20 protein-coding genes are annotated in these 19,382 nt (G+C 72.3%); 2 read left to right on the top strand and 18 right to left on the bottom strand.

The window, feature by feature from the left end:
• Positions 1 to 35 precede the first annotated feature (35 nt).
• Positions 36 to 509 (bottom strand): YqaA family protein, encoded by a 474-nt coding sequence (locus tag GKS42_RS09935; protein WP_163542488.1) that lies wholly within the window; start codon positions 507 to 509, stop codon positions 36 to 38.
• Between the two features lie 83 nt (positions 510 to 592).
• Here GKS42_RS09935 and GKS42_RS09930 point away from each other — a divergent pair, with 83 nt between their 5' ends.
• Entirely contained in the window at positions 593 to 805 is a 213-nt protein-coding gene (locus GKS42_RS09930) for a hypothetical protein (RefSeq protein WP_232848002.1), read from the top strand.
• 66 nt (positions 806 to 871) lie between these two features.
• Here GKS42_RS09930 and GKS42_RS09925 read toward each other — a convergent pair whose 3' ends face one another.
• Positions 872 to 2,323 (bottom strand): MFS transporter, encoded by a 1,452-nt coding sequence (locus tag GKS42_RS09925; protein WP_232848001.1) that lies wholly within the window; start codon positions 2,321 to 2,323, stop codon positions 872 to 874.
• A gap of 49 nt (positions 2,324 to 2,372) precedes the next feature.
• Between GKS42_RS09925 and soxR the strand changes: the two genes are divergently transcribed.
• Positions 2,373 to 2,840: a redox-sensitive transcriptional activator SoxR gene (gene soxR / locus GKS42_RS09920; RefSeq protein ID WP_154793676.1), complete on the top strand. Its 468-nt coding sequence runs from the start codon at positions 2,373 to 2,375 to the stop codon at positions 2,838 to 2,840.
• Here the strand turns inward: soxR and GKS42_RS09915 are convergent.
• The 16 genes from GKS42_RS09915 to GKS42_RS09840 all read right to left on the bottom strand — a co-directional run bounded on the left by GKS42_RS09915 (position 2,827) and on the right by GKS42_RS09840 (position 19,365).
• The gene (locus GKS42_RS09915) at positions 2,827 to 3,324 is read right to left on the bottom strand and encodes a GNAT family N-acetyltransferase (RefSeq protein ID WP_154793675.1); all 498 of its coding nucleotides are present in this window, start codon (positions 3,322 to 3,324) and stop codon (positions 2,827 to 2,829) included. The genes soxR and GKS42_RS09915 overlap by 14 nt on opposite strands.
• Positions 3,321 to 4,229, bottom strand: a complete 909-nt coding sequence (locus GKS42_RS09910) for an RluA family pseudouridine synthase (protein ID WP_435529674.1) — start codon at positions 4,227 to 4,229, stop codon at positions 3,321 to 3,323. The genes GKS42_RS09915 and GKS42_RS09910 overlap by 4 nt, the downstream gene beginning before the upstream one ends.
• A 10-nt stretch (positions 4,230 to 4,239) precedes the next feature.
• The gene (lspA, locus tag GKS42_RS09905) at positions 4,240 to 5,016 is read right to left on the bottom strand and encodes a signal peptidase II (protein ID WP_210769346.1); all 777 of its coding nucleotides are present in this window, start codon (positions 5,014 to 5,016) and stop codon (positions 4,240 to 4,242) included.
• 87 nt (positions 5,017 to 5,103) lie between these two features.
• Positions 5,104 to 5,796 (bottom strand): DivIVA domain-containing protein, encoded by a 693-nt coding sequence (locus GKS42_RS09900; protein WP_174791065.1) that lies wholly within the window; start codon positions 5,794 to 5,796, stop codon positions 5,104 to 5,106.
• A gap of 87 nt (positions 5,797 to 5,883) precedes the next feature.
• Positions 5,884 to 6,177 carry a YggT family protein gene (locus tag GKS42_RS09895; RefSeq protein WP_154793672.1) on the bottom strand — a complete coding sequence of 98 codons (294 nt, stop codon included), beginning with the start codon at positions 6,175 to 6,177 and terminating at the stop codon, positions 5,884 to 5,886.
• A gap of 2 nt (positions 6,178 to 6,179) precedes the next feature.
• Complete coding sequence (locus tag GKS42_RS09890) at positions 6,180 to 6,665, bottom strand: cell division protein SepF (protein WP_154793671.1); 486 nt, start codon at positions 6,663 to 6,665, stop codon at positions 6,180 to 6,182.
• A gap of 137 nt (positions 6,666 to 6,802) precedes the next feature.
• Entirely contained in the window at positions 6,803 to 7,516 is a 714-nt protein-coding gene (gene pgeF, locus GKS42_RS09885) for a peptidoglycan editing factor PgeF (protein WP_232848000.1), read from the bottom strand.
• Between the two features lies 1 nt (position 7,517).
• Positions 7,518 to 8,759, bottom strand: coding sequence for a cell division protein FtsZ (ftsZ, locus tag GKS42_RS09880; protein ID WP_154793669.1), 1,242 nt, complete (start codon positions 8,757 to 8,759; stop codon positions 7,518 to 7,520).
• A 231-nt stretch (positions 8,760 to 8,990) separates the two neighbouring features.
• Entirely contained in the window at positions 8,991 to 9,935 is a 945-nt protein-coding gene (locus GKS42_RS09875) for a cell division protein FtsQ/DivIB (RefSeq protein ID WP_154793668.1), read from the bottom strand.
• Complete coding sequence (gene murC / locus GKS42_RS09870) at positions 9,932 to 11,305, bottom strand: UDP-N-acetylmuramate--L-alanine ligase (RefSeq protein WP_154793667.1); 1,374 nt, start codon at positions 11,303 to 11,305, stop codon at positions 9,932 to 9,934. Before murC ends, GKS42_RS09875 begins: the two co-directional genes overlap by 4 nt.
• Entirely contained in the window at positions 11,302 to 12,444 is a 1,143-nt protein-coding gene (gene murG, locus GKS42_RS09865; protein WP_154793666.1) for an undecaprenyldiphospho-muramoylpentapeptide beta-N-acetylglucosaminyltransferase, read from the bottom strand. Before murG ends, murC begins: the two co-directional genes overlap by 4 nt.
• Positions 12,437 to 13,813, bottom strand: a complete 1,377-nt coding sequence (locus GKS42_RS09860; RefSeq protein ID WP_154793665.1) for an FtsW/RodA/SpoVE family cell cycle protein — start codon at positions 13,811 to 13,813, stop codon at positions 12,437 to 12,439. Before GKS42_RS09860 ends, murG begins: the two co-directional genes overlap by 8 nt.
• Complete coding sequence (murD, locus tag GKS42_RS09855) at positions 13,810 to 15,273, bottom strand: UDP-N-acetylmuramoyl-L-alanine--D-glutamate ligase (RefSeq protein WP_435529670.1); 1,464 nt, start codon at positions 15,271 to 15,273, stop codon at positions 13,810 to 13,812. Before murD ends, GKS42_RS09860 begins: the two co-directional genes overlap by 4 nt.
• Positions 15,270 to 16,352 carry a phospho-N-acetylmuramoyl-pentapeptide-transferase gene (gene mraY / locus GKS42_RS09850; protein ID WP_154793663.1) on the bottom strand — a complete coding sequence of 361 codons (1,083 nt, stop codon included), beginning with the start codon at positions 16,350 to 16,352 and terminating at the stop codon, positions 15,270 to 15,272. Before mraY ends, murD begins: the two co-directional genes overlap by 4 nt.
• The gene (locus GKS42_RS09845; RefSeq protein ID WP_154793662.1) at positions 16,349 to 17,794 is read right to left on the bottom strand and encodes a UDP-N-acetylmuramoyl-tripeptide--D-alanyl-D-alanine ligase; all 1,446 of its coding nucleotides are present in this window, start codon (positions 17,792 to 17,794) and stop codon (positions 16,349 to 16,351) included. Before GKS42_RS09845 ends, mraY begins: the two co-directional genes overlap by 4 nt.
• Positions 17,791 to 19,365 carry a UDP-N-acetylmuramoyl-L-alanyl-D-glutamate--2,6-diaminopimelate ligase gene (locus GKS42_RS09840; protein ID WP_154793661.1) on the bottom strand — a complete coding sequence of 525 codons (1,575 nt, stop codon included), beginning with the start codon at positions 19,363 to 19,365 and terminating at the stop codon, positions 17,791 to 17,793. The genes GKS42_RS09845 and GKS42_RS09840 overlap by 4 nt, the downstream gene beginning before the upstream one ends.
• Positions 19,366 to 19,382 lie beyond the last annotated feature (17 nt).

Genomic DNA, 19,382 nt, shown 5'->3' with positions numbered 1-19,382 from the left:
CGGCGACCGGCATGGACGAGGCCCCTCGTGCCGCTTCAGATCCCGAACAGGGTGTCCGGCAACAGGTGCGGCACCGTCATCACGGCCCAGAAGCGCAGCCAGCGCCCGGCCACGGAGATCAGGGCGAACAGCCACCAGCGCATCCGCACCGTGCCGGCCAGGACGCTGACCAGTGCGTACGGGGGCACGCCGGCGAACGCGCTGACGGCGGTGACCAGGCTGGGACCCCAGACGTGGCGGCGGCACCAGGCCTCGACCCGGTCCATGCCATCCACCCAGCGGCCCTTCGCCGTCGACCGCTTGCGCAGGTGGGCGAGGTCGAGCACGCCGCGGCCGAGTAGGTAGTAGAGCATCTTCCCGGCGACCTGCCCGACGGCGCCGGCGAGCGCCAGCCACACGGCCGGCACGTCCGAGACCAGTGCCACCGCCAGCAGGTACACCTCGGCGGGCAGCACGATCACGATCGCCGAGAGCAGGCAATAGCCGAAGGCCGCGGCGAGTTCCAGCACGCCGCGAACCCTACCCGGCCGGGGTGCGATGATGGTCGGTGCGACCGGCCCACCCGTTCGCGGGGCCGAAGGGTAGGTGTGCCGTGTCCGGGATCGAGATCGTCGTGGTCGACGGCGAGCGGTTCGAGGTGCGGCGTCAGGCCGGCACCTACCACCTCACCTGGCTGAGCGGCCCGAACCCCGGCTACGGCTTCAGCATCGGCAGCAACACGGTCGCAGTACTCGAGCCGCGGGTACTGGAGACCGAGATCCGCGGATTCCTCGGTCAGATCGACCCCGAGACCGGCTACCTGTAGGCCGCCGAACGCGACATCGTTGTCCTCGAGCTCGCTGCAGGGGCCAACAACCTCGCGCTCGACGGATCAGGCGGCCACGGTGACGCCATCTGAGTCGCCACCGGCCGCGTCGGCGCGCGATGCGCCGGGCTCCGCGGCGGGGTGCCCGGCCCGACGGGACCGGGTGGCGCGGCGGACGAGAAGGGCCGCGGCCAGGGCGAACAGCGTGGCCAGGGCGAACACGCCGCTGAACGGAGCGAACGCCGTCGGGCCGTCGGTGAGGGCACCGAACACCACGCCCGTACCGGCCAGGGCGACCGCACCACCGATGGAGTCGGCGATCGTCAGGGCGGAACTGTTGAAGCCGCGATCGGTGTCGGAGGACAGCGCCAGCGTCATCGTGGAGATCCGCGGGTAGGCCAGTCCCATGCCGGCACCCGCGAACGTCCACACGGCCACGGTCGCCAGCGCCGGCGCCGCCAGCACGCTCGTGAGCGTCGAGGCGGCGATGGCGAAGAGCACCAGGCTCGTGCCAAGGCGCAGGACGCCCCGGTCGCTGACCCGGGTGGCAACCCGGCCGTGGATCTGGGATGCGAGCGCCCACGCCAGTCCGCCGAAGGTGAGGCCGAAGCCCGCCAGCACCGGAGTCACGTGGTGGACGTCCGTGAGCAGGTAGGGCAGGTAGACCTGGGCACCGACGAACGCACCGGACAGGAATCCCCGCAGGGTGATGACGGCGGGCAGGCCGCGCCGCGCACGGAGGGCACCGGCGGGCAGCAGCGGGCGCAGCGCGATCAGCACCACCACGAGAGCGGCCGCCGCTGCGATCCAGCCCGCCGGGGTCCCGGTGCCTGAGGTCAGGTCGACGGTGAGCACTCCCGCCGCGACGAGCGCCGCCCAGGCGACCGTGCCGAGGCGCCACGGCGCCGCGCCGGGTACGTCCGCGGCGAGCCGGCGCAATGCCGGTCGGAGCATGATGACGGCCGGCACGACGAGCAGGATCACGCCGTGGAACACCCAGGGCCAGCCGAGGTTCTCGGCGACCAGGCCGCCGAAGAACGGCCCGACCAGTGACGGCACCACCCACGCCGCGGCGAATCCGGCGAAGATCCGGGCGTGCAGCTCGGGCGGGTAGATGCGGGCGACCATCACGAACAGGGACACCGTGATCGCCCCACCACCGAGTCCGTGCAGCAGGCGCCCGGCGACCAGCACCTCCATCGAGGTGGCGAACCCGGCGATCCCGAGGCCGATCACGAACAGCGCGAGCGAGGCGAGCAGCGGACCCCGCGGCCCGGTCCGGTCCGACCACTGCCCCGCGATGACCATCCCGATGATGCCGACCGCCAACGGTCCGGAGAACGCGAGGGCGTACAGCGAGGCACCATCAAGGGCCGCGCTGATGCCGGGCATCACCGTGGTCACGGCGAGCGACTCGAACGCCGCGAGGAACACCAGGGCGCACATGCCGATGCTGATCCAGCGCAGCCCGGGTCCGAGGACGGACAGTGGTGGCTCAGCGGCCACGGGAGCGGTCATGATCATCAGGCTAGAGTCTCAACCTAGGTTCAGGTCAAGGAGTTGACACATGCCCAGGATCGAAGGTGGGAAGACGCACGTGCTGACGGTCGGTGAGCTCTCCGCGCGCAGTGGTGTTGCGCCGTCGGCGTTGCACTTCTACGAACGGGAGGGGCTGATCAGCGCCGAGCGTACCGCCGGCAACCAACGCCGGTACCGGCGGGACACGCTGCGAAGGGTCGCGTTCATCCGGGTGTCCCAACGGGTCGGGGTCCCACTCGCCCGGATCCGTCTGGCGCTCGACTCGTTGCCGGCCGGCCGGACCCCCACCAAGGCCGACTGGGCCCGACTGTCCCGGATGTGGCGCAGCGAGCTCGACGAGCGGATCGCGGCACTCGAGCACCTCCGTGACGACCTGACCGGCTGCATCGGCTGCGGCTGCCTGAGCCTGCGCACCTGCACCCTGCAGAACCCCTCGGACACCCTCGGCGCGACCGGCACCGGACCGCGCCGCTGGGACGACGTCACGACGTCGTGAGCACCTTGACGGCGTCGCGGTGCCAGATCCGGGCGTCCAGGTAGCGGTCGGCGCCGATCTCGTACCCGAGCGAACGGTAGAACGGCATGGCGGTCTCCTGCGCGGACAGCTCGACCCGGACCGACGCGGGCTCCCCGGCCGTGTACTCGGCCAGGGCGATCTCCTCGAGGGCGGCCATGAGCACCCGGCCCACGCCCCGCCGTCGGGCACTGCCCCGCACCGCGACCCGGGTCGCGTGCACCACGCCCGGGTGCGCGGGGTCGGCGAGCAGCCGCGCGGTGCCGAGGTCCGCGGCACCGGTGACGTCCTCGGGATCGTCGGTGACGAGCACGTGCGCCGTGCCGGGCCGGGCGTCGAGGTCGTCGAGCTCCTCGTCCTCGCGCACGCCCTGCTCGCCGACGAACACCTCGAACCGGATCGCGTGCACGCGGGCCAGGCCGGCCGCGTAGCCGGGGCGGGCAGCATCGATGCGGAGCACCCTCATGGCCCCTGCAGCCTCTCCAGCGCGACCGTGAGGTCCTCGGGGTAGGAGCTGGTGACCTCGAGCCAGTCGCCCGTGCCCGGGTGGTGGAAGCCGAGCCGCATGGCGTGCAGCCACTGGCGGGTCAGCCCGAGCTCCTGGGCGATCGTCGGATCGGCGCCGTAGGTCAGATCCCCCACGCACGGGTGGTGCACGGCACTCATGTGCACCCGGATCTGGTGGGTCCGCCCGGTCTCCAGGTGGACCTCCAGGAGCGAGGCCCGCCGCATCGCCTCGAGGGTCTCGTAGTGGGTGACGCTGTCCTTGCCGTCGGCGACCACGGCCCACTTGTAGTCGAGCGTGGGGTGCCGTCCGATCGGAGCGTCGATCGTGCCGGTCGACGGGTCCGGGTGCCCCTGCACCACCGCGTGGTAGACCTTCTCGACGGTGCGCTCCTTGAACGCCCGCTTGAGCACGGTGTAGGCCCGCTCGCTCTTGGCGACGACCATCAGCCCGGACGTGCCGACGTCGAGCCGGTGCACGACGCCCTGGCGCTCCGGCGCCCCCGACGTGGAGATCCGGTAGCCCGCCGCGGCGAGCCCGCCGACGACCGTCGGCCCGCTCCAGCCCGGGCTCGGGTGCGCGGCGACGCCGACCGGCTTGTCCACGACCACCACGTCGTCGTCGTCGTAGCGGATCGCCATCCCCGGCACCGGCTCCGGCGGCGTGGTCGGAGTGGGGGCGAGGTCCGCGAGGGTGACCTCGAGCCAGCCGCCCGCGACGAGCCTGTCGGACTTGCCGAGCGGACGACCGTCCAACAGCACGTCACCGTTCGCGGCCAGCTCGGCGGCGCGGGTGCGGCTGAGCCCGAGCAGCCGGGCGAGCGCGGTGTCCACCCGTTCCCCGGCCAGCCCGTCCGGGACCGGCATGGAGCGTGTGTCAGCCACGGTCGGTGCCGTTGGCGGTGGTGGGGCCGTCCCGGTTCTGCTCGGGCGCGGTCTCCTCCGGCCCGACGGCGGCGCTCGCCTCCTCGTCGACGGCGGCCGTCTTCTCCTCGGGGTCGACGTCCCCGGTCGCGTCCGCGACGTCTGCCGCCTCCGCCCCCCTGGTCTCCTCGTACCCGTGCCCGGCCGGGGCCAGCCGGCGACCGTCCACGCTGAGCCCGCGGAAGGTGAGCACGGCGATGGCGATCGCGGACAGCACGATCGCGATGTCCGCGACGTTGCCGACGAACCAGTTGTTGTAGTTGATCATGTCGACCACGTGGCCCACGCCGAAGCCGGGCTCGCGGAACAGTCGGTCCGCGAGGTTGCCGAGGTTGCCGCCGAGCAGGGCGCCGAGTGCGATGGCCCAGGCGAGCGACCCGAGCCGCCGGGCGACGACGATGATGACGGCCGTGACCACGACGGCCGCGATCGTGAAGAACCAGGTGGAGCCCTCCGCGAACGAGAACGCGGCCCCGGAGTTGAAGACGAGGCTCAGCCCGAGCAGGTCCCCGATGATCGGGACGTACTCACCCGGCTCGAGCCGGGTCACCGCGAGGTACTTGACGACCTGGTCCACGACCAGCACCACCACGGTGAGTCCGACCAGCAGCGCCAGCAGGCGCCGCCGACGGGCCGGCGCGATGGCCAGGTGCCGGCCGGCGGCCGAGGAGCCGTCCGATCCGCGCGTCTCCTCGGCGTCCGACGGCGTCGGCTCCGTCGAACGGTCCATGGGTACTGCCCTTCGGCTCAGGAACGGCGGCGGGCCCCCTGGTCGGAGGCCCGCCGCCGTGTGGTGCGAACTATGGTGCGCTATGAACTACGGGCGGCGCGACTCGCCGGGCTCGCCGGAGTACGCCGAGGACACGTTGCCACGACCCTCGACGTCGGAGAGCAGGCCCTCCAGGTAGCTCTTCAGGCGGGTGCGGTAGTCCCGCTCGAACACGCGCAGCTCGTCGATCTTGCGCTCCAGCAGGGAGCGCTCGCCCTCGAGCTGGTTCAGGGTGCGGGCCCGCTGCTCGTCGGCCTCACGGGTGAGGCGCTCGCTCTCGACGGTGGCCTCGGAGATGATCCGGTCCGCCTCGGCCTTGCCGTTGCTGACGTACTCGTCGTGGACCCGCTGGGCCAGCTGGAGCATCCCGGTGGCGGACTCCGGCTCGGTCCCAGCGGACGGCGGCGTGAACGCGGCGGCCGCAGGGGCTGCGGGGGTCTCCTCGACCTCGGGAGCCTGCTCGGGCTCGGCCTGCGCCTCGGGCTGCTCGCCCACGGCGGCGAACTGCGTGGTGTCCTCCGCAGAGGCCGCCTCGCCGCCGGCGAAGCCGGAGAGCTCGGAGATGCGGCGCTCCGCCGCGTCGAGCTTGGCCTTCAGTTCCTCGTTCTCGCCGCCGACCACCCGAAGGGTGTTCACGATCTCGTCGAGGAAATCGTCGACCTCGTCCTGGTCGTAGCCCTCACGGAATTTGGTCGGCTGGAACTTCTTGTTGAGGACGTCGTCTGCCGTCAGCAGCGCCATAGTCGTCACCTCGGTCTAGGTCGTTCGGTCAGCGACAGTGTGTCACTGACGCAGGTTCACGGTAGCGGACTTCTCGGTACTTGCATCTCAAGCAGGTGTCAATGGCCGCAGGACGGCCATCAGCACGGACACCACGATGATCAGCACGAGGAACGCGAGATCGATCGCGAAACCGCCCAGCCGCAACGGCGGGATGAGCCGCCGGAGCGCCTTCAGGGGCGGGTCGGTGATGGTGTAGACCACCTCGGCGACCACCAGCATCACACCGGTGGGCTTCCAGTCCCGGGCGAACTGGATTACCCAGTCCAGGACCACCCGGACCAACATGAGGATCAGGAACAGCAGGAGGAGCAGATAGACGACCCCGACGACCCACGCCACGATCAGCTCTGGTTGAAGAACCGGGCCTTGGTGTCGGGCTCGTGCGACTCGGTCGCCACCTCCACCGTGGCGGGCGAGAGGAGGAACACCCGGCTGGTGACCCGCTCGATGGCACCGCGGAGCCCGAAGACCAGACCCGCGGAGAAGTCGACGAGGCGCTTGGCCTCGGCGTCGGTCATGTCCGTGAGATTCATGATCACCGGGGTCCCGGACCGGAACGCCTCGCCGATCACCTTCGCGTCGTTGTAAGTACGCGGGTGCACGGTCGTGATCCGGCGCAGGTTGGCACCGGTGTGCGATGCGGCACGTGTGATCGGAGTCACCTGGGCCTCCTGGGCAGGGGCGTGCTCGACGGTCTCGTACGCCTCGTAGTCGTCGTAGGAGTCCTCGACGTCGTGCTCGTCGACCTGCTGGTCGTCGTAGGCACTCTCGCGGTCGGCCTCGGAGAGCCCGAGGTACATCATCGTCTTGCGCAGCGCTCCGGCCATGCCTGCTCCTCATGTGATCGCCGGGCGGCGGGTGATCTCGCCCGTCGGTGTGGGGTGGGTGTCGTTGCCTCTGACGCTAGACCAGCGATCCCGAGCCCGCCGTCACCGGTCGCGGCGTGTCGTCGCGCGGCCCGCGATCACCCCGCCAGCGCCACCACACCCGCGCACCGTCCGGTCAGGCCGTCCCGCCGGTAGGAGAACAGGTCCGGGTCCTCGCGCGTGCACCGGTCGTGGTGCTGCACGGTCGCCACGCCAGCCTCGGCCAGCTGGACGCGCACCCCGGCGACGAGGTCCAGCGACGGCGTCCCCCAGGACGTCGTGGCGGCGAGTTCGGGGATCACCGCGGCGGACTCGCTGCGCAGTTGTTCCGGAACCTCGTAGCAGCGCCCACAGATGGACGGGCCGATGGACGCGTAGATCGCCGGCGCCCCGGCCGCACGCATCCGGGACAGGGTGTTGCTCAGCACCCCGGCCAGCAGGCCGCGACGCCCGGCGTGCACGGCGGCGACGAGGTGGTCCCCGGCGAGCAGGATCGGCACGCAGTCGGCGACCAGCACGCCGAGGCCGACGTCGGTGCGGTCGGTCAGCGAGGCGTCCGCCTCGGCGACGGCGACCACGCCCGGCTCGGGCGGCACGCTCACCCCGTGCACCCGGTCGGAGTGCACCTGGGTCAGGAACGCGACCGGCCGGCCGAGCCGGTCGGCGACCCGGCGTCGGTTCGTGGCGACGGCGTCGGGGTCGTCGGACACCCCGGCGCCGAGGTTCAGCGACTCGTACGCCCCGCGGCTGACGCCGCCCGCACGCGTGGTGAAGCCGCCGACCGCAATCGGGCCGAGGTCGGCGGCCAGCACGTCACTTGAGGAAATCGGGCACGTCCAGGTCGTCCTCGCGGCGGCTGCGGGGCTGCTCGTCGAAGACCCGCGGCACCTCCAGCCCCTGGGTCGGCTGGCCGTTCTGCGAGGGACGCTCCGGCGCTGCCTGGGCGACCGGCACCGGCTCGCGCACGGGCGCCGGTCGAGGCGCCTCCTCCACCCGCTCGGCGGCGGGCTCGACGACGGCCGGCGGCGTGGGCCGCTGGGCCGGCACCGGGGCGGCGGCGGGCTTGGACCTGCTCTGCTGCTGGTCCGCCCGGTTGGCCACCTTCGGGCCGCCGGCGTCGAAGCCGGCCGCGATCACGGTGACCCGCACCTCGTCGCCGAGGGCGTCGTCGATGACCGCACCGAAGATGATGTTCGCCTCGGGGTGCGCGGCCTCCTGGACCAGCCGGGCCGCCTCGTGGATCTCGAACAGGCCGAGGTCGCTGCCGCCCTGGATGGACAGCAGGACGCCGTGGGCGCCGTCGATGCTGGCTTCCAGCAGGGGCGAGGAGATCGCCAGCTCGGAGGCCTGCACGGCGCGGTCCTCCCCGCGCGCGGACCCGATCCCCATCAGGGCACTGCCCGCGCCCTGCATCACGGACTTCACATCCGCGAAGTCCAGGTTGATCAGGCCGGGTGTGGTGATCAGGTCGGTGATGCCCTGCACACCGGACAGCAGCACCTGGTCGGCGGACTTGAACGCGTCGAGCACCGAGACGTTCCGGTCGCTGATGGACAGCAGCCGGTCGTTCGGGATCACGATCAGGGTGTCCACCTCGGCGCGCAGCGCCTCGATGCCGGTGTCCGCCTGGACGCCGCGTCGGCGACCCTCGAACGTGAACGGCCGGGTCACCACACCGATGGTCAGGGCTCCGAGGGAGCGGGCGATCTTCGCGACCACCGGCGCGCCACCGGTCCCGGTGCCACCACCCTCACCCGCGGTGACGAAGACCATGTCGGCGCCGCGCAGGACCTCCTCGATCTCCTCCGAGTGATCCTCGGCCGCCTTCTTGCCCACCTCCGGGTCGGCGCCCGCGCCGAGCCCTCGGGTCAGTTCCCTGCCGACGTCGAGCTTCACGTCGGCGTCGCTCATCAGCAGGGCCTGGGCGTCGGTGTTGACGGCGATGAACTCCACGCCCTTCAACCCGACCTCGATCATGCGGTTGACGGCATTCACGCCGCCACCGCCGATCCCGACCACCTTGATGACCGCCAGATAGTTCTGCGGTGCCGCCACGTCAGTCCCTCTCGTTCGCCAGTCGCTTGGTGCTGGGCTGACAGTCCCGGCCTTCCGATGGCCGATCGTGCTTCCCACTCGTGCGTGGTCCCCCGGGAGGAACCCTGAACTCTCAACCTCAACCTGAGGTTTAGAGTTATGTCATTTTCTCGATGCAGATGACGCTAGGTGCCGTCGGGACGTTCGGCAATCACCACGCGGGCGTGTCGCGCCGTGGGTTCGATTCACCGGCTACCTGGTGATCGGGCTGAGCGGAGCGGAGATGTCGTAGACGGCCGGAGGGACGGCCGCGGGGACGCTGCGCAGAGTGGTCAGCACGGCCACCTTGAGGTCGCCGTCGTCCGCACTCCCCCAGATCACCTCGGCCCCGTCGGTCAGGGTGAACCGGACCTGGTTCGGCGTCTGTGCTCCGGCGTCGGCGACCTGGGCGAGCAGGTCCGGCGGCAGCTGCGACAGCACCGTCAGGACCGCCTGCAGCGAAACGGCGGTGCCCTCCTCGCCGAGCGGCACCGTGATCACCGGCAGTGCCTCGGTGGGTGCCTCCGTGTGCGCCAGCTCCACACCCTCGGCGTCCAGGAGTGCGAACCCGCCGCCGTCGGCGGCCACGCTGGCGACCGGGACCCGGGGTTCGACCGCCACCTCGACGCCGGACGGCCAGACCCGGCTGATCCGCACGTCGAGCACCCCGGTCAGCGACTCGATCCCGTTGGCCATGGCGCCGGTGTCGAGGCGGGCGAGCGGCACCCCGGCCTGGGCCTGGACCACCTCGCGGACCTGGGCATCGGTGACGATCTCGGTCGTGCCCGTGATCGTGATCTCGTCCTCGGCGAGGGCGAGGACCGGTGAGTACAGCACCAGCCAGCCGAGCGCCGCCGCGACCAGGACGGCCGCACCGATCCAGGCCATGGTGCGCCAGCGCAACCGGCGCCGGGCGGTCCGCCGCTCGGCCACCCTCTCGGCGAACTGCCCGCTGACCCGGCTCGCCGGCGAACTACCGACGACGGCGGCGGCCGGCTTCTCGGTCGTCGTCACCGTCTGCTTCGGTGCCGCCGGCCTCTCAGTCGCCGTGTTCGTCCGCCGGGCGGACGGCTTGGCCTTCGCCGGCGACGTGCGCTTCGCGGGTGCCGAGCGCTTCGCGGGTGCCGCGGTCTGGCGGGGCTTCGCCGGTGCCCTCATCGCGCCCGTCCCTGTCCCTCGCGCTCGGCGAGGTCGGCGAGGATCACCGGGCCGAGCAGAGTCACGTCCCCGGCCCCGATGGTCACCACGAGGTCCCCGCTGCGCGCGGCAGCGGCGACGGCGTGGGCCGCCTCGAGGTGGTCCGGCAGGTAGCGCGCCCCGGGCAGCCGGTCGGTGATGAGGGCGGAGGTGACACCGGGCCGCGGGTCCTCCCGGGCCGGGTAGATCGACGTCAGGATCACCTCGTCGGCACCGGTGAGGGCGTCGGCGAACTCGGCGGCGAACGCCTCGGTGCGTGAGAACAGGTGCGGCTGGAACAGCACGATGACCCGCCCGGCCCCGGCCGAGCGGCGCGCGGTCGCTACGGCGGCACCGACCTTGGTGGGATTGTGCGCGTAGTCGTCGACCACCCGGACACCGGCGACGGTGCCCTTGTCCTCGAACCGGCGCGCCGTGCCGCTGAACGTGCCGAGGGCGCTCGCCATGGCGGCCGGATCGACACCCAGCTCCACCCCGGCGCACCACGCGCCCGTCGCGTTCGCGACGTTGTGCGCTCCGGGGACGGCCAGGTCCAGTTCGAACTCCCCGGCAGCGGAGCGCAGCCGGGAGGCGGAGGAACCCACACCGAGTTCGGTCTCGACGATCCGGACGTCCGCGCCCGCCGCCAGCCCGTACGTGAGCACGCGGATCCCCGCGGCGCGCGCGCGGTCGGTGAACCTCCGGGCGCCCTCGTCGTCCGCGCAGGCGATCACGGCGCCGTCGGGCCGGACCCGGGCGGCGAACGCGTCGAACGCCGCCTCGAACGCCGCGGCGGTGCCGTAGTGGTCGAGGTGGTCGGGTTCGATGTTCGTGACGATGGCAACGCGCGGGGTGTAGTTCAGGAACGAACCGTCGGACTCGTCGGCCTCCGCCACGAACACCGTCCCGCTGCCCAGGTGGGCACCGGTGCCGAGGGCGAGCACGCGCCCGCCGATCGCGAACGACGGGTCCAGCCCGGCCTCGCGCAACGCCACCGCGAGCATGGCGGAGGTGGAGGTCTTGCCGTGGGCGCCGGCGACGGCCACGAAGTCGGTGTCCGCGGCGGCGAGGGCGAGCCCCTGGGACCGGTGGATCACCTCGATGCCGGCGGCCCGTGCCGCGCGCAGCTCCGGGTTCTCGGGACGGATCGCGGAGGAGACCACCACGAGGTCCGCACCGTCGACGTGCGCCGGGTCGTGGCCTACGTGCACCTGCGCGCCGAGCCGGGCGAGCCGGTCCAGCGCGTCGGAGGCCTGGGAGTCGGACCCGCTCACCTCGTGCCCACGGGCGAGCATGAGCTCGGCCACCACGGACATCCCGGCGCCACCGATCGCGATGAAGTGGACCCTCATGTCGGCCCGGACTCGTCGCGGTGGGCCGCGGCCAGCACCAGGCCGACCAGGCGCGCGGCGCCGTCCCGGACCCCCACGGAGGCGGCCCGGTGGCCCATGTCGGCGAGCCGGTCGGCGTCGGCGACGAGCGGCAGCACGCGTTCGCTCAGCCAGACACCGGTGAGGTCCGCGTCCGGAACGAGAATGCCGCCACCGGCCGCCACGGTCGCGGCCGCGTTCAGGCGCTGCTCGCCGTTGCCGACGGGCAGCGGCACATACACGGCGGGGATACCGAGCGCGGTGAGCTCGCTGACCGTGCCCGCGCCGGCGCGGGCGATCACGAGGTCGGCGCAGGCGAGCGCGTCCTCCATCTCGGCCAGGTACTCGCGCACGTGGTAATGGGCCCGCACCGGATCGTCGAGGTCGGCCAGCGCCCGGGTGACGGTCTCCGACTTGCCCCGGCCGGTCAGATGCAGCACCTGGGCACCGGCGTCGACGAGCTCGGCCGCCACCTGCGGCACGGCGGTGTTCAGCCGGAGGGCGCCGAGCGAACCGCCCGTGACGACCACCGTGGTCCGTTCGGGGTCCAGCCCGAGGCGCTGCGCCCCGTGCCGGGCGGCCCCGGCCGAATCGGTGGTCCGCGCGGCGACGAGGTCGGCGATCGCGGGTCGCAGCGGCAGCCCCACGAGCTGCGCACCCGGCAGCGAGCTGCCCGGGAACGTCACGCCGACGGCGGCCGCGAACCTCGCGCCGACGCGGTTCGCCAGGCCGGGGCGTGCGTTCTGTTCGTGCACGACGATCGGTACGCCCCGCCGTCGGGCCGCGATGTAGGCGGGCGTGGCGACGTAGCCACCGAAGCCGACCACGACGTCGGCGTCGACGGCCGCCAGGGCGTCGGCGGCGGTCCGGACGGCGGTGCGCCACCGTCCCGGGAACGCGAGCCACTCGGTGGAGGGGCGGCGCGGCAGCGGCACCTTGGGGATGACCGTGAGCTCCAGCCCCGCCGCGGGCACCAGGTCCGCCTCGAGGCCCTCGGCCGTGCCGAGCACGAGGATGCGGGTGTCCCGGTCCTGGCGGCGCAGCTCCGCGGCGGTGGCGAGCAGCGGATTGACGTGTCCGGCCGTGCCACCACCGGCCAGGACCACGCTCAGGTCAGCCACGTGCCTTGCCCGAGGCCAGCCGTGGCGCGATCACGGCGAGCGACCGGCGCACCGATGCCTTACGCGCCGCGAGCGCCTCCTTCGCGCCGGGTTCACTGCGGGCGAAGGCGAGCACGATCCCGAGCGCGGCGAGCGTGGTGACCAGTGCCGAACCGCCCGCGGAGACGAGCGGCAGTGGCAGCCCGATCACCGGGAGCACCCCGATCACGACGCCGATGTTGATGAGCGCCTGCCCGATGATCCAGCAGCCGATCGCGGCGGTGGTGATCTTCACGAACGGGTCCGGGTGCCGCTTGATGATCCGGGTCAGCCCGACCGCGAGCGCACCGAACAGGACGAGCACGAGGAGCGTGCCGAGCAGGCCGAGCTCCTCGCCGATGATCGCGAAGATGTAGTCGTTGTGCCCTTCCGGCAGCCAGAGCCACTTCTCGCGGGAGCCACCCAGGCCCACGCCGGAGATGCCGCCGGTGCCGAGGCCGCCGAGCGCGTGCCGGGGCTGCAGCCCGAGTCCCATCGGGTCCGCGGTCTCCGGGGAGAGGAAGCTCAGCAGGCGTTCGCGGCGGTTCGCCGAGGAGACTGCGAGGTAGGCGACCGCCGCGGTGACCCCGGCGGCCGCGAGAGAGAACATCGACAGTGGCACCCCGGCCACCCAGAGGGCGCCGGCGACGAGGGCGATCAGGATCAGGGCCGTGCCCAGGTCGTGTGTGTACAGGACGATGCCCAGGAAGAGACCCGCGACCAGCACGGCAGGCATCAGCACGTGCGACCACTTCTTCAGCAGCGGCCCCTTCGCTGCGAGCACCGCGCCGAGCCAGACCGCTAGCGCCAGCTTGGAGAACTCGGCCGGCTGCAGGTTCTGCGGGCCGATGTGGATCCAGCCGGAGTTCCCGCCCTGGCTCAGGGAGAGTGGGCTGAAGACCAACAGCTGCAGGCCGAGGGCACCGATGATGCCCACCCAGGCCAGCTTGCGGATCCAACCAACCGGCAGCCGGGAGATCCCGTAGGCGACCGGCGCCGCGATGATCGCGAACTTCGCCTGGTTGAGGAAGTCCGCGAACGGTGTCGCACCCTCCGTGTCCCGCAAGGAGTAGACCGTGGAGGCGGACAGCACCATCACGAGCCCGAGGAGGAGCAGCAGGAGTGTGGCTCCCCCGACCAGGTAGTAGCTCGTCGCCGGGGAGCTCCAGGTCGCGGTGCGTGCTACCGGCGCCGCCTTGGTCCGGTTCGAAGCGGTCGTGGCGCGGCCCGTGCCCGCCCGCCCGGAGCCGGTCGCCGTCCGGCTGCTCGCCGCCCGGCTGCTCGTGGCCCGGGTGGTCGGCCTGCGGGCGGGACGGGTCGCGGTGCGCCGGGGCGCCTCGGTCGTGGTCATCGGGCCGCCGCCAATGCGGCCACGGCGGCGGCGAACTTCTCGCCGCGCTCGGCGTAGGAGCGGAACTGGTCCATCGAGGCACAGGCGGGCGCGAGCAGGACCACGTCGCCCGTCCGGGCGTAATCACGCGCCTGGGCCACTGCTGTCCTCATGACCTCAGTGTCACCAGCAGGCACCACGGTTCGCGGGAGGTCGGGGGCGTGTCGGGAAAGTGCGTCCACGATGGGCTCGGGATCCACCCCGATCACCACGACGGCGCGCAGCCGGTCCCGGCGCGAGGAGACGAGCTCGTCGAACCGGGCGCCCTTGGCGAGACCGCCCGCGATCCAGACCGCCCGGCCGTGCTCGACGCCCGCCAGTGCGGCAGCGGCCGCGTGCGCATTGGTGGCCTTGGAGTCGTCGACGTAACGGACGCCGTCGATCGTGGCCACGTGCTCCATCCGGTGCCCGCCGGGCGCGTAGGAGCGCAGCCCCTGCGCCACGGCGGGCGCCGGCACGTCGGCAGCCCTGGCGAGCGCGGCGGCCGCGAGCGCGTTCGCGACGATGTGCGGCGGGAGCGGTCCGGTGGCGAGGTGCGCGAGGTCGGCGAGCGTGCCGAGTTCCGCGGCGTGGCTGGACCGGTTCGGCACGAACGCCCGGTCAGCGAGGACGTCCTCGACGAGGCCGACCTCGCTGAGCCCCGGGGAACCGAGCGTGAACCCGACGGCGCGGGCACCGTCGATCACGTCGGCCGCCTCGACCATGGCGCGGGTCGCCGGGTCGGCCACGTTGTACACGCACGCCACTCGCGCGCCCGAGTAGACCCGGGCCTTGTCCGCCGCGTAGCCGGCGTAGCCGCCGTGCCAGTCGAGGTGGTCGTCGGCGATGTTCAGGCACGCCCCGGCCACGGGTGACACCGAGTAGGTGAAGTGCAGCTGGAAGCTCGAGAGCTCCACCGCCAGGGCGTCGAGCCTGGCCCCGCCGGCGCGGGAGTTCAGGACCGTCTCGGCGATCGGGGTGCCGACGTTGCCGACGGCCGGCGCATTGCGGCCGGCCGCGGCCAGGATCGAGGCGAGCATGCCGACGGTCGTGGTCTTGCCGTTCGTGCCGGTCAGGGTGAGCCAGTCGACGTCGGGCCTGCAGATCTGCCAGGCGAGCTCCACCTCGCTCCAGACCGGTATCCCAGCCGTGACGGCGTGGGCCAGCACCGGGGTGCGCGGGTTCAGCCCGGGCGAGGTGACGACGATGGCGGGGTCGGTCCCGAGTGCGCGCTCGGCGAGGGCCTCCGGGTCGGCGTCCGCGATCAGGGCGACGCCGGGCGGGAGGTCCACCCGGTCGCCCACGCGCGGGTCGGCGTCGACGGCGGTGACCTTGGCACCCAGTTCGGTGAGCACGGCGACGGCGGAGCGACCGGACGCGCCGAGGCCGGCGACCAGGACCCGCGTCCCGCGGAGTTCGTCGATGGCGGCTCCGGCGCTCAACCGACGACCCATTCGGCGTAGAAGATGCCGAGCCCGGCGCACACGAACAGGGCGGCGATGATCCAGAACCGGATCACGATCGTGACCTCACCCCAGCCCATCAGCTCGAAATGGTGGTGCAGGGGGGCCATCTTGAAGACGCGCCTGCCGGTCATCTTGAAGAACCCGATCTGGATCATGTCGGAGAGGATGATGATCACGAACAGGCCGCCGATGATCGCGGCGAGGATCTCGGTGCGGGTCAGGATCGAGATCCCGGCCAGCGCGCCGCCGAGGGCCAGCGAGCCAGTGTCGCCCATGAAGATCTTCGCCGGGGAGGCGTTCCACCAGAGGAACCCGAAGCAGGAGCCGACGATCGCGGCGGCGATGATCGCCAGATCGCGGGGGTCGCGCACCTCGTAACAGCTCTGCCCGACGCTGGAGAGGATCTGGCAGCTCTGGTTCATCTGCCACATCGTCACGAGCACGTACGCGCCGAACACGAACATCGAGGCGCCCGTGGCAAGGCCGTCCAGGCCGTCGGTGATGTTGACCGCGTTCGACCACGCGGTGATCAGGAAGTTCGCCCAGATCACGAACAGGATCAGCCCGACCGTGGCCCCGGCGAACGCGAGGTCGATGCCGAGGTCACGCGAGAACGAGATGTGCGTGCTCGCCGGGGTGCGCCAGCGGTCGTTCGGGAACTGCAGCACGAGCACCGAGAACACGATGCCGACCACGCCCTGGCCGATGATCTTCCACTTCGGGCTCAGGCCGAGGGATCGTTGTCGGCTGATCTTGATGAAGTCGTCGAGGAAGCCGACCACACCGAGGCCGACCATCAGGAACAACAGCAGCAGGCCCGATGCGCTCGGCCTGCTCCCGGCGAAGACGTTCGCGAACGCGTACGCGATCAGCGTGGCCATGATGATGACCACGCCGCCCATGGTGGGCGTACCGCGCTTGGTGAAGTGCGCCGTCGGGCCGTCCTGGCGGATGAACTGGCCGTAGTTGCGGTGGACCAGGAACCTGATGAACAGCGGGGTGCCGAACAGGGAGACGATCAGGGCCACCGCCCCGGAGGCGAGGATGGCGATCACGGTTGAACCTCCGCGAGTTCGGTGAGGCGGTCGGCGAGCCGCGCCAGCCCGGACCCCTTGGAGGACTTGACGAGGACGACGTCGCCGTGGCGCAGGAGCGCACCCAGCGCCTCGATCGCCTCGTCGACACCGCCGAACGTGCTGACGACGGCGGCCGTTGCGCCGGCGGCGCGGGCTCCGTCCGCGATCGGGAGGGCTCCGTCGCCGATGACGACGAGCCGGTCGACGCCACGCTCGACGAGGTAGCGACCGACCGCCTCGTGCTCACCGGGGCCGGTGGCTCCGAGTTCGAGCATCTCGCCGAGCACGGCGACGCTGCGCCGCTCGGCGCCCGCCATCGCGACCAGGGCGTCGATGCCGGCGCGCATGGAGTCCGGGTTGGCGTTGTACGCGTCGTCGATGAGGCTCACATCACCGGCGACGGTCGAGACCTGCATCCGGTGCGGGCTGAGCGGGCCCGCGTCGGCGAGCACCTGCGCGACCTCCGCGAGCGGGCGGCCGAGTTCGAGCGCGACGGTCGCGGCGGCCAGGGCGTTGGTGACGTGGTGGGTACCGACCAGGGCCAGGGTCACGTCGGCGGCACCCTGCGCCGTCGTGAGCGTGAACCTCGCGTGCCCGCCGGCCTCGAGGCGGACGTCGGCGGCGCGGACGTCGGCGCCCGGGGTCTCGGCGCCGAACGTCAGCACCCGCTCCCCCGCCGCCAGCGGGGCCATCGCGGCCACGCGCCGGTCGTCGGCGTTCAGAACCGCGACACCGTGGCTGCGCAGACCCTGGACGAGCTCGGACTTCGCGGCGGCGATCCCGTCCCGGTCACCGAACCCGGCCAGGTGGGCCGAGCCGACCATGAGGACGACGGCGATGTCCGGGGGCGCGATGCCGGTGAGGTAGGTGAGGTTGCCGGGGGCGTCGGCGCCCATCTCCAGCACCAGCGCCACGGTGTCGCGATCGGCGCGCAGGACGGTCAGCGGCAGCCCGATCTCGTTGTTGAACGAGCCGACCGGGGCGATCAGCGGTCCGAGCGGCGCGAGGAGCCGGGAGAGCAGGTCCTTGGTGCTCGTCTTGCCTGCGGAGCCGGTGATCGCGACGACCAGCACGTCCCGCTCGGCGCGGAGGGTGGCCAGGACCGTACGGGCCAGGTCCCCGAGGGCCCGCTGGACGTCGGGAACGAGCACCAGTGGCGCGACCGCCCCGGCGACCGGGCGGGCGACCAGTGCCGTGACGGCGCCGCGCTCGAGCGCTCCGGCCACATAGTCGTGACCGTCGACGTGCTCGCCGGGCAGCGCGACGAACAACGCCGCTGGTGCGGCGTCCCGGGAGTCGATGACGACGGTGGTGACGACGGGCGTCTCGGGCTGCCGGCCGGAGGGCGCACCGGTCCCCTCGGGCCAGATCACCCGCCCGCCCGTGCTGGCGGCGATCTGCGCCACTGTGAGTTCGATCATGGCTCCTCGGTGCGCTGGGGGGACCGCTCGGACATCGCGGTGCGCACCTCCTCCCGGTCGTCGAGGTGGAACTCCACCCCGGCGATCTCCTGCAGGGTCTCGTGCCCGCGACCCGCTATCAGCACGGTATCGGCCGGGCCTGCGAATCTGATCGCACGGTGGATCGCGGTGCGCCGCGGCGCGACCTCGAACAGGTCGACACCGCGGCCGGCGCGCTGCGCCGTGGGCAGCGCGCGGAGCGCCCCGGCCATCACCTCGGCACGGATCGCGGTCGGATCCTCGTCATGTGGGTCGTCGTCGGTGATCACGACGACGTCCGCGTTCTCGACGGCGACCCGCCCCATCACCGCTCGCTTGCCCCGGTCCCGTTCCCCGGTCGCGCCGAACACCACGAACAACCGGCCCTTCGTCGAGGGCCGCAGGGCCGCCAGCGCCAGGTGCAGCGCGTCCGCGTTGTGGGCGAAGTCGACGATGCACCGCGGCCGGTTCGCGACCAGCTCCATCCGGCCGGGGACGGGTGCGCGCAGGCCGTGCGGCAGCGCGTGGTTCAGCTCGGCCGGCGTGCTGCCGGACTCGATCGCCATCACCAGCGCCACCGCGGCGTTGGCGACGTTGAACCGGCCCGGCAGGTGGACCGACGTCGAGAGGCTGCGCCCCGAGGTGTGCGTGATCGTGAAGTCGGTGTGGTCGGCGGCAGCGTGGTTGATGACGATCATCCAGTCGGCGTCCTGGCCGGCCTTGCCGGTCCCCACGGTGACGACGTCGATGCTCGCCTGCTCCGCCAGCCGTCGGCCCCAGGCGTCGTCGACGAGCACCACCCCCCGGCGCGCGTGCTGGGGGGTGAACAGGGAGGCCTTGGCCTCGAAGTAGTGCTCGATGCCGCCGTGGAAGTCGAGGTGGTCCTCGGTGAGGTTGGTGAACGCGACGACGTCGAAGACCACCCCGTCCACCCGGTGCAGGGCGAGGGCGTGCGAGGACACTTCCATGACCACCGCGTCGACGTCCGCTGCGACCATCTCGGCGAGCAGCCCGTGCAGTTGCGGTGCCTCCGGCGTGGTCAGCCGGGCGGGGGTCCGGTCCGGACCGACCTTGAGCTCGACGGTGCCGATCAGCCCGGTCTGCCCGCCGAGGGCGGCGAGGATCTCCTCGAGCAGGTACGTGGTGGTGGTCTTGCCGTTCGTGCCGGTGACCGCGAACGTCCGGACCGATCCGGCCGGGTTGTGGTGCACCCAGGCGGAGACGTCCCCGAGGATCAGCCGGGGGTCGTCCGCCACGAGCACGGGCACCCGCGGCGCAGCGCCGCCATGCGTGGCGATCAGCTCGTCGCCCGCGGCGTCGGTGAGGATAGCCACCGCACCCGCCGCGACGGCGTTGGCTGCGAACGCGGCGCCGTGCGCCTTGGCACCGGGTAGGGCGGCGAACAGGTCTCCGTCGGAGACGGTGCGGTTGTCGAGACTCACGCCCGAGAGCGTGGTCGCCCCCGCGTCGGACGCGTCCGGAAATGCCAGTCCGAACGCGCTTGCGAGGGCGGCCACGGTGCGCGGCTGCCCCGTATCGCCAGTGGTGCTCATGGGAGGAAAATCTACCG

This window comes from Occultella kanbiaonis (genome assembly GCF_009708215.1).
Classification (GTDB): Bacteria; Actinomycetota; Actinomycetes; order Actinomycetales; family Beutenbergiaceae; genus Occultella; species Occultella kanbiaonis.
This window is presented reverse-complemented; position numbering and strand designations above follow the sequence as displayed.